The sequence below is a fragment of the Stenotrophomonas sp. YJH_SMC_16 genome, assembly GCF_059367875.1.
In genome coordinates this window covers 113755-127609 of record NZ_JCAFRH010000004.1, presented here as the reverse complement: position 1 = coordinate 127609, position 13855 = coordinate 113755, and the positions used below count along the sequence as shown (strand labels likewise).

13 protein-coding genes are annotated in these 13855 nt (G+C 66.7%); 7 read left to right on the top strand and 6 right to left on the bottom strand.

Features of this window, described 5'->3' with window-relative positions:
- Positions 1-84: 84 nt before the first annotated feature.
- On the bottom strand, positions 85-534 hold the full coding sequence (locus tag AC5P6E_RS10480; RefSeq protein WP_029379786.1) for a DciA family protein: 450 nt from the start codon (positions 532-534) through the stop codon (positions 85-87).
- Positions 535-546: 12 nt separating this feature from the next.
- Here AC5P6E_RS10480 and AC5P6E_RS10475 point away from each other — a divergent pair, with 12 nt between their 5' ends.
- The 3 genes from AC5P6E_RS10475 (at position 547) to AC5P6E_RS10465 (ending at position 5573) form a co-directional block, all read left to right on the top strand.
- Complete coding sequence (locus AC5P6E_RS10475) at positions 547-1503, top strand: M23 family metallopeptidase (RefSeq protein ID WP_049435611.1); 957 nt, start codon at positions 547-549, stop codon at positions 1501-1503.
- A gap of 267 nt (positions 1504-1770) precedes the next feature.
- On the top strand, positions 1771-4503 hold the full coding sequence (secA, locus tag AC5P6E_RS10470; RefSeq protein WP_049411268.1) for a preprotein translocase subunit SecA: 2733 nt from the start codon (positions 1771-1773) through the stop codon (positions 4501-4503).
- A gap of 113 nt (positions 4504-4616) precedes the next feature.
- Positions 4617-5573 (top strand): Nudix family hydrolase, encoded by a 957-nt coding sequence (locus AC5P6E_RS10465; protein ID WP_010481915.1) that lies wholly within the window; start codon positions 4617-4619, stop codon positions 5571-5573.
- Positions 5574-5617: 44 nt separating this feature from the next.
- On the opposite strand, the gene AC5P6E_RS10460 is transcribed toward AC5P6E_RS10465, so the two are convergent.
- Positions 5618-6202, bottom strand: coding sequence for a DUF4124 domain-containing protein (locus AC5P6E_RS10460; protein WP_043397970.1), 585 nt, complete (start codon positions 6200-6202; stop codon positions 5618-5620).
- Between the two features lie 40 nt (positions 6203-6242).
- Positions 6243-7070 carry a methylenetetrahydrofolate reductase [NAD(P)H] gene (metF, locus tag AC5P6E_RS10455; RefSeq protein WP_004143823.1) on the bottom strand — a complete coding sequence of 276 codons (828 nt, stop codon included), beginning with the start codon at positions 7068-7070 and terminating at the stop codon, positions 6243-6245.
- Positions 7071-7273: 203 nt separating this feature from the next.
- Between metF and AC5P6E_RS10450 the strand changes: the two genes are divergently transcribed.
- The 3 genes from AC5P6E_RS10450 to AC5P6E_RS10440 are packed head-to-tail and all read left to right on the top strand — an operon-like array spanning position 7274 to position 10002.
- Positions 7274-8200, top strand: a complete 927-nt coding sequence (locus AC5P6E_RS10450; protein ID WP_053442522.1) for an alpha/beta fold hydrolase — start codon at positions 7274-7276, stop codon at positions 8198-8200.
- 24 nt (positions 8201-8224) lie between these two features.
- Positions 8225-9274 (top strand): sensor histidine kinase, encoded by a 1050-nt coding sequence (locus AC5P6E_RS10445; protein ID WP_159359806.1) that lies wholly within the window; start codon positions 8225-8227, stop codon positions 9272-9274.
- Complete coding sequence (locus tag AC5P6E_RS10440) at positions 9271-10002, top strand: LytR/AlgR family response regulator transcription factor (RefSeq protein ID WP_191862974.1); 732 nt, start codon at positions 9271-9273, stop codon at positions 10000-10002. The genes AC5P6E_RS10445 and AC5P6E_RS10440 overlap by 4 nt, the downstream gene beginning before the upstream one ends.
- A gap of 47 nt (positions 10003-10049) precedes the next feature.
- Here AC5P6E_RS10440 and AC5P6E_RS10435 read toward each other — a convergent pair whose 3' ends face one another.
- Genes AC5P6E_RS10435 through AC5P6E_RS10425 form a run of 3 tightly spaced genes read right to left on the bottom strand, consistent with a single transcriptional unit; the run spans position 10050 to position 13377 of the window.
- Positions 10050-11342: a sensor histidine kinase gene (locus tag AC5P6E_RS10435; RefSeq protein WP_197578270.1), complete on the bottom strand. Its 1293-nt coding sequence runs from the start codon at positions 11340-11342 to the stop codon at positions 10050-10052.
- Positions 11339-12028, bottom strand: a complete 690-nt coding sequence (locus tag AC5P6E_RS10430) for a response regulator transcription factor (protein WP_460131138.1) — start codon at positions 12026-12028, stop codon at positions 11339-11341. The genes AC5P6E_RS10435 and AC5P6E_RS10430 overlap by 4 nt, the downstream gene beginning before the upstream one ends.
- A gap of 2 nt (positions 12029-12030) precedes the next feature.
- Entirely contained in the window at positions 12031-13377 is a 1347-nt protein-coding gene (locus AC5P6E_RS10425; RefSeq protein WP_495230931.1) for a type 1 glutamine amidotransferase domain-containing protein, read from the bottom strand.
- Between AC5P6E_RS10425 and AC5P6E_RS10420 the strand changes: the two genes are divergently transcribed.
- Positions 13264-13821: a DUF3228 family protein gene (locus AC5P6E_RS10420; RefSeq protein ID WP_043397983.1), complete on the top strand. Its 558-nt coding sequence runs from the start codon at positions 13264-13266 to the stop codon at positions 13819-13821. The genes AC5P6E_RS10425 and AC5P6E_RS10420 overlap by 114 nt on opposite strands.
- Positions 13822-13855: the final 34 nt, after the last annotated feature.

Below are 13855 nucleotides of genomic sequence, written 5' to 3'. Positions count from 1 at the left end.
AGCTAGGATGCGACCCGGCCCCCGAAATGTTTCACGCCGTGGTGACACGTGCGACGGGGAGCGGAGCCGGATGCTCCGTTGTCGTCAGGACCGCTTCTTCGGCTTCGAAGGAACGTCCTGCAGGCAAGCCAAGGCGTCGCGTAGCCCTTTGTGCGTGGCGGCTGAAACTGCGTGGGGTCCATTCCGGTTGTCGAGCGCTGGGGAGCGCGTGGGAGTGGGAGACGCAGTCTTGATGGTCACCTTGGTGGCCTTCAGCCCGATGGAACGGGCCGCGTCGAGCAACTGGGCTTCGGCAAGCCGCAACTTGGCATGCCAGACCGGGGACTCGACGAGAAAAACGAGGTGTTCCCCGTCCACATTGGCCAGCCGGCAACGGCTGCGCAGAGGTGGCGGCAACTGGGGGCGCAACTGACGGTCCAGCGCGTCGAGCCACAAGGCACGCCGCAGCGGGTTCCCGCTTTTGTCCGCCATCACCGCATCCAGCGCCGGCTTCGGCACTGACGCGGGGCGAACGCTGGATTTCGGCTCAGACATGAAAACTCACTGATGGCATTCAAAAAGATCGTAATCAAAACGCGTGAAGGACAGGCCAAATCGTCGCCCATCGCGCGTTTGCGGTTCTATTTCGAGGACCGCCCCCGCGCCCTGCTGGGCAGCGTGCTCGGGGTAGGCTGCATTATCGGCCTTGCCGGTGGCATTGGCGCCAGCGCGCTGAATGACTCCCGCCTGCAGGCCAAGGTCGAGCGCCAGGATGCGGAGCTGGCCAAGGTCAAGCGCGATGCGCAGACCCAGGTCAACGCGCTGGCGGCCCGCCTCGGCGAGCTGCAGGCCCAGGCCACACGCCTCAACGCCCTCGGCGAACGGCTGACCCAGATGGGCAAGCTGGAAGACGGCGAGTTCGACTTCAACGAGACCCCCGGCCTCGGTGACGGTGACGCCGGCGGCCCGACCAGCGACATCCCGGTCAAGGACGTCAACGCCGACTTACAGGTGCTGGAGCAGCGCTTCGCTGCTTCAGGCCGCCAGTTGTCGGTGATGGAATCGCTGATGTTCGACCACCAGCTGCAGCAGAACGCCGTGCCCTCGCGCATGCCGATCCGCAACAGCTATGTGACCTCCGGTTTCGGCACCCGTGCCGACCCGTTCGGCCGCGGTGCCGCCACCCACAAGGGCATGGACTTCCACGCCAAGGTCGGTGACCCGGTGATGGCCGTGGCCGAAGGCGTGGTCAGCTTCTCCGGCGTCAAGGGCGGCTACGGCAACGTGGTCGACGTCGACCACGGTAACGGCTACGTCACCCGCTACGCGCACAATTCGCGCCTGGTGGTGAAGGTCGGCGACCTGGTCCGTGCCGGGCAGGAAGTGGCCAAGGCCGGTTCCACCGGTCGTTCGACCGGCGCCCACGTGCACTTCGAGGTGTGGGAGAACGGCAACGTGGTCAACCCGCGCAAGTTCCTCGGCGACGGCGGCAACACGCCGGTCGGCCGCGTCAGCCGCGGTTGAACCCAACGCCGGGCATGGCCCGGCGCTACCGGCACGCCGTCGGATCCCGGCGGTAGCGCGGGGCCATGCCCCGCGAGCGCAAAGCGCGTCCGCCAGGACCCCGGTCCCGGCCGCCTGGACGACCGCAAAGGGTTGAAACCCCTCACGGCCGTCCCAAGCTACAATGGGTGTTGCCATCGACAGGGCGCCAGGCGCCCTGTTTCGTTTGCGGCGGACGGATCCCAAGGGGGAGGCCGGGCGTCGTGTCCATCCAACCCGGTTCCTTCAATGATCAACAGCCTGCTTACCCGCGTATTTGGCAGTCGTAACGAACGACAGCTGCGCCAGCTCAACCGCATCGTCGCCAAGATCAATGCGCTGGAACCGGAGATCGAGAAGCTTTCCGACGAGCAGCTTCAGGCCAAGACGCCGGAGTTCAAGCAGCGCATCGCCAATGGTGAAGCCCTGGACAAGGTGCTGCCGGAAGCGTTCGCGGTCTGCCGCGAGGCCGGCCGCCGCGTGCTGGGCATGCGCCACTACGACGTGCAGCTGATCGGCGGCATGGTGCTTCACCTGGGCAAGATCGCAGAAATGCGCACCGGTGAAGGCAAGACCCTGGTGGCGACCCTGCCGGTGTACCTCAACGCGCTGGAAGGCAAGGGCGTGCACGTGGTCACCGTGAACGACTACCTGGCGCGCCGTGACGCCGCGCAGATGGGCAAGCTGTACAACTGGCTGGGCCTGAGCGTGGGCGTGGTCTACCCGGGCATGCCGCACAGCGACAAGCGCGAAGCCTACGCCTCGGACATCACCTACGGCACCAACAACGAATTCGGTTTCGACTACCTGCGCGACAACATGGCGCTGTCCAAGGCCGACCGCTACCAGCGCGGCCTGCACTACGCCATCGTCGACGAAGTCGACTCCATCCTGATCGACGAAGCGCGTACCCCGCTGATCATCTCCGGCCCGGCCGATGATTCCCCGGAGCTGTACATCCGCGTCAACCGCGTCGTGCCGAACCTGGTCAAGCAGGAAGTGGAAGACGGCGAAGGCGACTTCTGGGTCGACGAGAAGGGCAAGCAGGTGCACCTGTCCGAAGCGGGCATGGAGCACGCCGAGCAGCTGCTGGTCGAGGCCGGCATCCTCGACGGCGAGACCGAAGGCCTGTACGCGCCGCAGAACCTGACCGTGGTCCACCACCTCAACGCCGCACTGCGCGCGCACGCGATCTACCAGCGTGACGTGGACTACATCGTGCGCGATGGCGAAGTGGTCATCGTCGATGAGTTCACCGGCCGCACCCTGTCCGGCCGTCGCTGGTCCGATGGCCTGCACCAGGCGGTGGAAGCGAAGGAAGGCGTGCCGGTCCAGCGCGAGAACCAGACGCTGGCGAGCATCACCTTCCAGAACCTGTTCCGCATGTACAAGAAGCTGTCCGGCATGACCGGTACGGCCGATACCGAAGCCTTCGAGTTCCAGAGCATCTACGGCCTGGAAGTGGTGGTGATTCCGACCAACCGCCCGACCATCCGCAAGGACAGCCCGGACCAGGTGTTCCTCAACCGCAAGGGCAAGTTCAATGCGGTGCTGGCCGACATCGAAGAGTGCGCCAAGCGCGGCCAGCCGGTGCTGGTGGGTACCACCTCGATCGAAACCTCGGAAATGCTGTCCGAGCACCTGCGCAAGGCGGGCGTGAAGCACGAAGTGCTAAACGCCAAGCAGCATGACCGCGAAGCGACCATCGTCGCCAATGCCGGCCGTCCGGCGGCCGTGACCATTGCCACCAACATGGCCGGCCGTGGTACCGACATCGTGCTGGGCGGTTCGCTGGAAGCGGAAATCCACGAGCTGGGCGAAGGTGCCACCGACGAGCAGAAGGCCGCGGTCAAGGCCGAATGGCAGAAGCGCCACGAGGCCGTCAAGGCTGCCGGCGGCCTGCACATCGTCGGTACCGAACGCCATGAATCGCGCCGTATCGACAACCAGCTGCGTGGCCGTTCGGGCCGCCAGGGTGACCCGGGTTCGTCCCGCTTCTACCTGTCGCTGGAAGACAACCTGATGCGCATCTTCGCCTCCGACTGGGTGCAGAAGGCCATGCGCATGATGGGCATGAAGGAAGATGACGTCATCGAGGACCGCCTGGTCAGCCGCCAGATCGAGAAGGCGCAGCGCAAGGTCGAGGCCCACAACTTCGATATCCGCAAGAACCTGCTGGACTTCGACGACGTCAACAACGACCAGCGCAAGGTGATCTACGCCCAGCGCGACGAACTGCTGGACGCCGAGTCGGTGAAGGACAACGTCGACGGCATCCGCGACGACGTGATCTTCGACGTGGTGGCCCGCTTCGTGCCGCCGAACTCGATCGACGAGCAGTGGGACCTGCGCGGCCTGGAAGCGACCCTGGAGTCGGACTTCGGCCTGCAGATGTCGCTGACCGACCTGGTCAAGTCGCACGAAGAGCTGGACGCCGAAGCCATCGCTGCCAAGGTGCAGGAACGCGTCAACCAGCACTTCGCCGAGAAGGAAGCCGGCGTGGGCGAAGAGACCATGCGCGCGCTGGAGAAGCACGTGATGCTGACCGTGCTGGACCAGAGCTGGAAGGAGCACCTGGCCCGCATGGATTACCTGCGCCAGGGCATCTACCTGCGTGGTTACGCGCAGAAGCAGCCGAAGCAGGAGTACAAGAAGGAAGCCTTCGAACTGTTCTCGGACATGCTGGAGAACGTCAAGCGCGAAGTGGTGACCCTGCTGTCGCGCGTGCGCATCCGCAGCGACGAGGAAGTGCAGGCGCTGGAAGCGGCCGAACGCCAGCAGGCCGAAGCCCGCCTGAGCCAGTCGCAGTTCCAGCACCAGGACGTGGGCGGCTACAGCGCCGACGAGGAAGCTGCGCAGGTGCAGGCTGCCCAGCAGGGCAACGCACAGGTGCAGCGCGACGAGCCGAAGATCGGCCGCAACGATCCATGCCCGTGCGGCAGTGGCAAGAAGTACAAGCACTGCCACGGCCAGCTGAGCTGACCCCGAAGAGCCCCGCGAAAGCGGGGTTCTTCTTTTATGGCGGCTGTTTCGCAGGGCTGATCCGGCCGGATCCGAGATTGCACGGGCCGCCCTGTTCTGGGCATGCTTCCTCCATGCCTTCCCCCACCCGATCGATCCACGTTGTGGCCGCCGTCATCACCGACGCCCGTGGCCGCGTGCTGCTCAACCGCCGTACCGAGAACCGCGACATGGCTGGCCTGTGGGAATTCCCCGGCGGCAAGCGCGAATCCGGCGAGACCTCCGAGCAGGCCCTGGTGCGCGAGCTGCGCGAGGAACTGGGCATCGAGGCCGATGTCGGCGAGTGGCTGATGGACGTGCCGCAGCGCTATCCGGACAAGCACCTGACCCTGGAAGTGCGCCACGTGCGCAGCTGGAAGGGAACCCCCCGCGGCCGTGAAGGGCAGGCGATCACCTGGGTGGCGCCGGACAAGCTGGGCCGCTATTCAATGCCGCCGGCAGACCTGCCGGTGGTGGCCGCCCTGCGCCAGCCCGACAGCTACCTGATCACCCCGGCGCCGGCCGATGATGAGGGTGGCATGCAGCATTGGCACGAACAGCTGCAGCGCGCGGTGGCCGCGGGCCAGCAGCGCATCCAGCTGCGCTTGCCGACGGCGCATCCGCAGCGCCAGGCGATGGTCGAGCAGGCCCTGCGCGCGCATCGTCGCAGCGGCGTGCAGTGGCTGCTCAACCGCGATATCGAGCTGGCACGCGCACTGGGCGTGGGCGTACATCTGGGCAGCGAACAGCTGCTGGAGCTGTCGCAGCGTCCGCTGCCCGAAGGCCAGCTGGTGGCCGCGTCCTGCCATGACCTGCAGCAGCTGCAGGCCGCACAGCAGTTGGGCTGCGACTTCGCCGTGCTGGGTCCGGTGCAGGCCACGGCCAGCCATCCCGATGCCGTGCCGCTGGGCTGGGATGCCTTCGCCGAGCTGCGTGCGCAGGTGTCACTGCCGATCTACGCGCTGGGTGGCATGGGCAGTGGCCACATCAGTGAGGCGCGTCGCCATGGTGGGCAGGGCATCGCCGCCATTCGCGCGCTGTGGCCGGCGTGATGTCAGGGTCGGATCATCGCAACGCGGGGCCCTGACCCTCCCGATCACAACGTGATCCAGAAACACCCGTACTGCCGCCGCAACCCCAGCACCGTCGAAGCGCGCGACACGCTGCCGGGCAAGGTCTGTTCCAGGCGCAGGCCGATCGGATGCCGCGCCACAGAGACCACAGAGTCGGATCCCTGCGCAGCAGGGCTCTGGCCCTCATCCTGCGATTGCGGCAGCGCCTGCGAGGGATACACCGGCACCACGTCCACCAATGGCCGCCGCGCCAACGATTCCAGTTGGCCGAGGATGCGCTGCGCACCCGCATCAGAGACCGCGCCCCACAGGTACAGCGAGGACAGCCGGTTCACATCGTTGCTGAGGATGCCAGTACGCAGCGCATCCACCAGTTCGCTCAGTCGCCGCGGGCAGCGTGCCCCCAGGGTGTCGCGCTGCAGGGTGTTGCCGGCGGGCGCAGGCGGCGGCAGCCGCGACTGCGCACCCAGGCTGTCGCAGGGACGGTCGGTATACACGCTCTGGCCCTGGGCATCGGTACAGCGGTTCAGGCGCGTGGACTGCGCCTGGGCGACGCTCGACAGCACGCACAGCGGCAGCAGCAACAGCAGGAAGGAAAGCCGGATCATTCCTGCAGGGTAGCGCCGATCACGCTTGCGCGTCGTGCTCTCAGCCCTGCAGCAGCTTCAGCACCGAGGTGGTCGGCTTGGCCAGGTTCAGGGTGTAGAAGTGCAGGCCGGGTGCGCCGCCCTCGATCAGGCGCTGGCACAGCCGGGCCACCACTTCAGTGCCGAATGCACGCACGGACTCCGCGTCATCGCCATAGGCCTGCATCTTGCGGCTGATCCAACGCGGAATCTCCGCACCACATTGTTCGGAGAAGCGACGCAGCTGGCTGAAGTTGGCAATCGGCATGATGCCGGGGGTGATCGGTACCTGCACGCCCAGCCGCCGTACTTCGTCGACGAAATGGAAGTACGCGTCCGGGTTGAAGAAGTACTGGGTGATCGCCGCATCGGCACCGGCATCGATCTTGGCCTTGAAGTGCTTCAGGTCGGCCAGTGCGTCGGAGGCCTGCGGATGCGTTTCTGGGTACGCGCCTACTTCGATATGGAACGCATCGCCGTGCTCGGCGCGGATGAAGTCGATCAGTTCGGCGGCATAGCGCATGTCGCCGGGAAAGCCCATGCCCGACGGCAGGTCGCCGCGCAGCGCGACCAGGCGGCGGCAGCCGATGGCGCGATACAGCTTGAGCAGCTCGCGGATTTCCTGGCGGGTGCCGCCCACGCACGACAGGTGCGGCGCGGCATCGAAACCGTGGTGCTGGTTGAGATGGCGCACGGTTTCGGAGGTGTAGCTCAGGGTCGAGCCACCAGCGCCGAAGGTACACGACACGTACTCGGGACCGTAGTCCTTCAGCTTGGCCGCGGCGCGGTCCAGCTGGCTGCGCTGTTCGTCGGTCTTGGGCGGATAGAACTCGAAGCTGATGGCAGTCATGGCACGGGCGGTGGCGGCGGGTGCGGGCCAGTATATCGCTTCATCAAGATGGATGTCTGACGGCTGCGTGAGGGCAGGCCATCCGTGGCACGCGACCGTTCGCCCAGGTGTCCGGCCGTTGCTCCGAAATCGTAACCGGGGGCACTGGCCCGGCGGCACGCTGTTCCCATCCCGGCACCACCCACCCGACGAAGGAGCAGACGATGAAGATCTTCCTGGCACTGTGGTACGCAATGAAGGCCTTGGCCCGGCTGGCGATGATCGGCATGGCGATGGCCGTGCTTGGCTCCGGTCCGGCCCATGCGGCGGCCGCCACAGGCACCGGCAAGGTGCAGGTCGAGGTGGTCGGCAAGGGCCGTCCGCTGCTGATGATCCCCGGTCTCAACAGCAGCGCCGAGGTCTGGCGCGAGACCTGCCTGGCGCTGAAGGACGTGCAGTGCCATCTGGTGCAGCTGCCCGGCTTTGCCGGCGCCGCAGCCGCTGATCCGCGCCCGGCCGACTTCCTGCCGGCCATGCGCGGGCAGCTGCTGGCCTACCTGCATGACCGGCACCTGGGCCCGGTGGTGGTGATCGGACACAGCCTGGGTGGCCTGCTGGGCCTGCAGATGGCGCAGGCCGAGCCGGCGGCGGTCAGCGCCCTGATGGTGGTCGATGCACTGCCGTTTCTGCCAGCCGCGCGTGACCCGAAGGCCACCGCAGACAGCGTGCGGCCGATGGCCGACCAGCTGCGCAAGGGCATGCTCGCTGCCGACGCCGCGCAATGGCAGGCGCAGTTGCAGGCGGGCCTTCCGGGCATGACCCGTGATCCGCAGCGCCAGGCCGAGCTGGGCCGCTGGGGCGAAGGCAGTGACCGCCAGACCACCGCCGATGCCATGCATGCGGTGATGACCACCGACCTGCGCGACAGCATCGCCTCGATCAGCGCACCGACGCTGGTGCTGGGCAGCTGGGCCGGTTACCAGCCGATGGGCGGCACCGAGGCCAGCACGCGCGCGGTGTTCCAGGCCCAGTACGCGAAGCTTCAGGGCGTGCAGATCGCGATGAGCGCGCAGGGGTTCCACTTCCTGATGTGGGATGATCCGCGCTGGCTGCAGGAGCAGGTGCAGCGTTTCCTCGCCGCGCACCCCTGACCCTTGTCCTCGCCGAGAGCCCGCATGGACGCCACTACCTCATCCCGCCGCTTCTGGACGCTCAATGCACTGGCATGGGCGGGTTATGCGATGTACGGGCTGTGGGCGGGGATGCGGATCGGCGGCGGCGTGGTGTTCAGCGGCATCGTGTTGATCACCGTCAGCGTGGCCGCCTGCCTGTGGCTGTGCAGTGGCATGCTGCGCGCGGTGGCGCTGCGCCAGCGCTGGTGGGAGGGGAGCCTGGGCAGCCTGGTGTTGAAACTGGCCGCCGGTGTGGTGGCCGGTGCCAGCGTCGCACAGGCGATGACGGCGGCGCTGCTGCTGCCGGCGCTGGCACTGGGCTGGGTGCAGCTGCCCGGTGGCCACGCGGATTACCGATGGTCTTCGCTGCTGGTGTACTGGATGAACACCGCGCTGTTCCTGCTGATGTGGACCGGCCTGTGGGCCGGCCTGCACGGTCTGCGCCGGGCGCGCCACAGTGAACTGGCCCGGCTGCGAGCCGAAGCCGAACGCAGCGCACTGGAGCGCGATGCACTGCGCGCACGGCTCAACCCGCACTTCATGTTCAATGCGCTGAACAACCTGCGCGCGCTGATCCTGGAAGATCCCGAGCGTGCGCGTGACATGGTCACCCGCCTGTCGCGCACACTGCGCCAAGCGCTGGCGCACAACCGCAGTGAGCAGGTCACGCTGGCCGAAGAACTGGCGGTGGTGGACGACTATCTGGCGATCGAGGCCATCCACTTCGAGCAGCGCCTGCAGGTAGCTCGGCGCATCGATGCTGACGCCCTGCAGGCACAGTTGCCGGCGATGGCGTTGCAGTTGCTGGTGGAAAATGCGATCAAGCACGGCATCGCCAGTCGTCCCGGTGGTGGCGGGATAGAGATCCGGGCCACGTTGGACAACGACGTGTTGCGCCTTCAGGTGGACAACCCGCTGGGCAATGCCAGCGAGCCCACCCACGGGCATGGTGTGGGTCTGGCCTACCTGCGTGCGCAGCTCGGTTCGCGCGGGCGTTTCACCCTGCAGCCGGTCGGCGATCGCATGCAGGCCCTGCTGGAGATTCCACAATGAGTGCCACGCTGCGTGTGTTGATCGTTGATGATGCGCGGCTGGCGCGGCAGGAGCTGCGCACGCTGTTGTCGGCGCTGCCCTGGGTGCAGTGCGTGGGTGAGGCCGACGATGTGCCTGCCGCGCGCGAGGCGATCGCCACGCTGGCGCCGGACCTGGTACTGCTGGATGTGCAGATGCCTTCCGGCAGTGGGTTCGATGTGCTGGACGGCCTGGAGACGGTGCCGGCGGTGGTCTTCGTTACTGCCTACGACACCTACGCGGTGCGCGCATTCCAGGCCAACGCGCTGGACTATCTGATGAAGCCGGTGGAAGCGCCCCGGTTGCTGGAGGCGCTGGAGCGGGCACGCCAGCGCGAAGTGGCTTCAGCCGAAGCGCCAGAGATGCGTGGCACGCTGGGCGCGCAGGACCAGGTGTTCGTGCGCGAGGGCGAACGCTGCTGGTTCGTGGCGGTCTCCGAGATCCGCCGGCTGGTGGTGGATGGCAACTACACCCGGTTGTGGTTCCGCGACCAGAACGCCTTGCTGACCCGCAGCCTGAGCGCACTGGAAACACGCCTGCCGCCGGATCTGTTCTTCCGTGCCAACCGCAATACCCTGGTCAACCTGCGCCGCATCCGCGGCGTGACGCCCAGCATCGGCGATGGTTACGACCTGACGCTGGATGACGGCAGCGAGGTGGAGGTGTCGCGCCGGCAGGCGCGTGAACTGCGTGAACGGATGGCGTTGTAGGGGCCGCTACAGCTCGGCACTGACGGGGCTGGACCGCCGGAGGCGCTTCATGCCTCGGCTGGCTGCCCCCTCAAGCGGGCCATCACCCCGCCACCGCCTTGCTGGATGACCAGTTCGAGCCCGTAGTGGCTGCACAGTCGCCGCATGATATCCAGGCCCAGGCCGTTTCCCTCGCTGCCATCACGCTTGTCGAATGGTCGCGGCTCGGGCCAGTTGCCAAGGAGGGGTGAAGTACCTGCCGTGTTGTGCACCAGCAGCTGAGCGTCCTGCCATGCAATCAGGACCTGGCCCTGCGTGGTATGCGCGAACGCATTGCCGACCAGATTGGCCAGGACTACGCGCAGGGCCGCCTCGGGCGCGCGCAGCGTGGCCCCTTCGGGCACGGTCAGCTGTACCTCGACTGGCCTTGCAGCCAGCAACGGAGACTGCTCGATGATCACCCGTTCCAGCAGCGGCACAAGTATGACCGGCGGAGCGCCGTGGCTGGCGGTTTCCTCGCGAGCCAGCGCCAGCAGCGCCGCAATGGCCTGCTGCAGCTGCAGTGCCGAAAGACGGATATGCTGCACATGCTGGCGGCCACGCTCGGACAGGCCCGACTCGCTGGCCAACTGGCCCGCCGCACTGGAGATGACGCTCAAGGGGGTGCGCAGTTCGTGGCTGGCATCGCGCGTGAACGCGTGTTCGCGGGCAACGAAGGCAGCGACGCGTGCGGACAATCCATCCAGAGCGCGCGCGAGCACGCCAATCTCGTCATCATCGAAACGTGCTGCCAGGCGCACGCCGGGGCCTGGTTCCGGCTTCAGCGCTTCAACCTCTTCGACCAGCGCGTAGAGCGAGCGTGTGCTGCGATGGGCGAGCCAGATGCCGAGGACAATCGCCGCCATCAGGACCAGCAGTGCTGTGCCGGCGAGCAGCATTACGACCCGATCGCGGATCGGCCGGACCACCAGTTGCGCACTGACCTCCGACACAAGCCAAGCAGGGCGGGCGCCGGCCGGGGGATCGATCCGCTTGAGATGGTAGTGCCGCCCATCGACACCCGCGAACTCCGAGCGCCACGGTTCCTTTACGAACCCGCTGCGCAGATCGTCGGGGAAGGTAGAGGGTGAACGATGCAGCTGGATTGCGGCATCGGCAGGTGTGCGCCAGTCCCCTTCGTGCGCGTACCGGGCGAGCTGAGTCCGTGCTTCACGGTCCAGTTGGGCGTTGAAGATGCTGTCTTCCACCACATACATGAACACCAGCGAGTAGGTGCCGAACACCATGGCGGTGAACAGCGCGAAGGCTGTGAATGTGATCAGCAGTCGACGGCGCAGGTGCTGGGTGGGCCGCGGTTTCATGGCGAAGCTTCCAGACGGAAGCCGACACCGTGGACGGTGCGCAGCATCTCGCCTTCGAACGGCCTGTCCAGTACCTGCCGCAACAGGTACAGATGCGAGCGCAGCGGATCGGAAGGAGGTGCTTCATCCCCCCACAGGCGTTGAACGAGCTCGCTGCGGGTGACGGTTCGCGGCCAGGCCTCGGCCAGTACGAGCAGGATGCGCTGCGGAACCTGTGCCAGCTCCAGCAGCAATCCCGCGCGCCAGGCCTGGCCGCTGCGGCGGTCGATGCTCAACGGTCCAATCTGCAGGAGGTTCGGTTGGCCCACGCGATGGCGGCGGGCGAGGGCGAGACAGCGGGCGAGCAGCTCGGCATCGTCGAAGGGCTTGACCAGATAGTCATCCGCACCCGCAGCGAAGCCCTGCAGCTTGTCGTCGATCGCATCGCGTGCGGTCAGCATCAGGACGGGGACGTGCCGATCACTGCACTCGCGCAACCGACGGCAGACCGTCGTACCATCGGTGCCCGGCAACCCGATATCGAGCAGCAGCACATCCGGCGGTGACGCCAGCGCCAACTGCAGCCCGACGTGTCCGTCAGCGGCGAAATCGACCAGATGGCCATGCACCTGCAGCATGTCGATGATGGCCGAGGCCAACGGCAGGTTGTCTTCAATCAACAGCAGGCGCAGGCGCTCGGCGTCCATGGTCAGGGCTGCATGCGGGCCAGGAGAGCGTTAGCTTCGTCCAGACCGGGCTGCTTTTCCAGCACAGCCAGTACCTGCGAACGGGCCAGATCGGTCCGGCCCAGGCGCCAGTGCGCTTCTGCCATCGCAACCTGCAGCCTCGGCTCGTCCATATGCGGGCTGGCCAACTGCATGATGGACAGCGCGTCGGCGGTCGCAGTGGCGTCCTTTGCCGCTTTCAGCTGGTAGAAACCCAGCATGCCGATCAGCTCGACGTGATGGTCGGACGGGCGCTGCGCCAGTATCTGCGCCGCCTGCCCATCGCGCTGCTGCAGGTGCTGCTCCACCAGCGCCATGCTGCGTTCATCGCGCCATGCCTGCCGTGCCAGTGGCACACGCCCGCTGGCGCGCACGAAGGCGTCAGCCAGTGCGGCGGTCGAGAACGGGTTCTGACCGGTCAGCAGGCGTCCATCGACTACGACCTTGGGCATCATCAGCGGTGCCTCCTGCCAGCGTGCGCCCAGCTCGCGCATGCGCGGTTCAAGCTGGAACGCGAATTCCTTCGCCCAACGTTTGCCGAACAGTGCTTCTTCCTCTTCCGTGAATCCGGTCATGGCGCGGCCTTCCACCATGGCCCGGCCATCGGGAAGGCGAACACCTGCCAGTGCGGCCGGACCATGGCATACCGCCGCGACCAGTCCACCCTGCTGCCAGATTCCGGCAATCGTGGCATGCAGGGCCTTGTCGGCCGGAAGGTCGAACATGGCACCCTTGCCGCCGATCACCAGGACGCCCTGGTAGTCGCTGGCGCGCAGTTGTGCAGTGGGCAGCGTCGCGGCAAGCTTGCCCATTGCCTGGGAATCGGCAAGGACGGCTGAGTTGAAGGCCTCGGTGGGGTTGTACTTGTCAGCCTCGACGGCGCCGCCACGCGGACTTGCCACGTCGATGTCGAAGCCGTTCTGCTTGAGGATGAGCCAGGCCTGGGCGAATTCGTCCATCTCGAAGCCCGGGCGGGTCTTCCCTTGGTCCCGGCCTTCGCTGCTGACAACGAGCAGCACCCGCGATGCTGCGGCAGACGCGGAAGATGGGGTCATGGCAGGGAGGAGAAGGACGGCCAGGCCGGACAGCAGGGGGGAGCGGAAGCGGTTCATGCAGGATTCTCCGGGAGATGTACGCGCACTGTGGCCGGCAAATGTGAAGCAGACTTCAAGCGCATCGACCGTTACCCTGAGGGCCTGTTCCCGCTCGTGCATGCCATGTCCATCGTCCTCACCGATTTCGCCCGTCCCCGTCTGTTTCCGCGCGTGCCGCGCGGCAACACCATCCAGGACTGCACTGCCGAGCAGTTCGAGGCACACCTCAACGCGCATGCGCCGCTGAAGGTGCTCGACGGCTACGCCCCGTTCTGCAAGTTGTTCGTCTACGAGAACTGGACCAGCACGCGCTGCCTGACGGTGCCGGTCACCGAGGCCAACCGCCATCTGCTGCGCAGCGGCTACGAAGCGCGCAACCGTGAGGAACTGCCGGTACTGGTGCGCTGGTTCGAGGGTGTGGAGTCCCCGCGCGCGAACTACCTGGTGGTGATCCTGTACAGCGCCGGGCAGCTGGCGAGGGAAGGTTCACCGATCGAGGCCGACTGGGGCATCGTCGGCTGCATCTACACCGCCGAACCGGAAGAGGTGCCGATGGCGCCGATCACGATGATGCGCAATGCGCTGGGCGTGGAGGAGGGCGGTTCCGGTGTACCGCTGGACCGGGAGGCCTACCGGCGCTCGGTGGAGTTCTGGGAGAACAACGCCAACTGGCGGCCCTGAGCCCACGCTGTGGCCGGACAGCCGGCATGTGAAC

Bases quoted from the DNA above. Each gene is read 5' to 3' on its own strand.
- AC5P6E_RS10445 (WP_159359806.1), top strand. From the start codon at position 8,225: ATGGACGCCACTACCTCATCCCGCCGCTTCTGGACGCTCAATGCACTG.
- AC5P6E_RS10435 (WP_197578270.1), bottom strand. From the start codon at position 11,342: ATGAAACCGCGGCCCACCCAGCACCTGCGCCGTCGACTGCTGATCACA.
- AC5P6E_RS10430 (WP_460131138.1), bottom strand. From the start codon at position 12,028: ATGGACGCCGAGCGCCTGCGCCTGCTGTTGATTGAAGACAACCTGCCG.
- metF (WP_004143823.1), bottom strand. From the start codon at position 7,070: ATGACTGCCATCAGCTTCGAGTTCTATCCGCCCAAGACCGACGAACAG.
- AC5P6E_RS10440 (WP_191862974.1), top strand. From the start codon at position 9,271: ATGAGTGCCACGCTGCGTGTGTTGATCGTTGATGATGCGCGGCTGGCG.
- AC5P6E_RS10425 (WP_495230931.1), bottom strand. From the start codon at position 13,377: ATGCGCGTTGAGGTGTGCCTCGAACTGCTCGGCAGTGCAGTCCTGGAT.
- AC5P6E_RS10420 (WP_043397983.1), top strand. From the start codon at position 13,264: ATGTCCATCGTCCTCACCGATTTCGCCCGTCCCCGTCTGTTTCCGCGC.
- AC5P6E_RS10480 (WP_029379786.1), bottom strand. From the start codon at position 534: ATGTCTGAGCCGAAATCCAGCGTTCGCCCCGCGTCAGTGCCGAAGCCG.
- secA (WP_049411268.1), top strand. From the start codon at position 1,771: ATGATCAACAGCCTGCTTACCCGCGTATTTGGCAGTCGTAACGAACGA.
- AC5P6E_RS10460 (WP_043397970.1), bottom strand. From the start codon at position 6,202: ATGATCCGGCTTTCCTTCCTGCTGTTGCTGCTGCCGCTGTGCGTGCTG.
- AC5P6E_RS10465 (WP_010481915.1), top strand. From the start codon at position 4,617: ATGCCTTCCCCCACCCGATCGATCCACGTTGTGGCCGCCGTCATCACC.
- AC5P6E_RS10450 (WP_053442522.1), top strand. From the start codon at position 7,274: ATGAAGATCTTCCTGGCACTGTGGTACGCAATGAAGGCCTTGGCCCGG.
- AC5P6E_RS10475 (WP_049435611.1), top strand. From the start codon at position 547: ATGGCATTCAAAAAGATCGTAATCAAAACGCGTGAAGGACAGGCCAAA.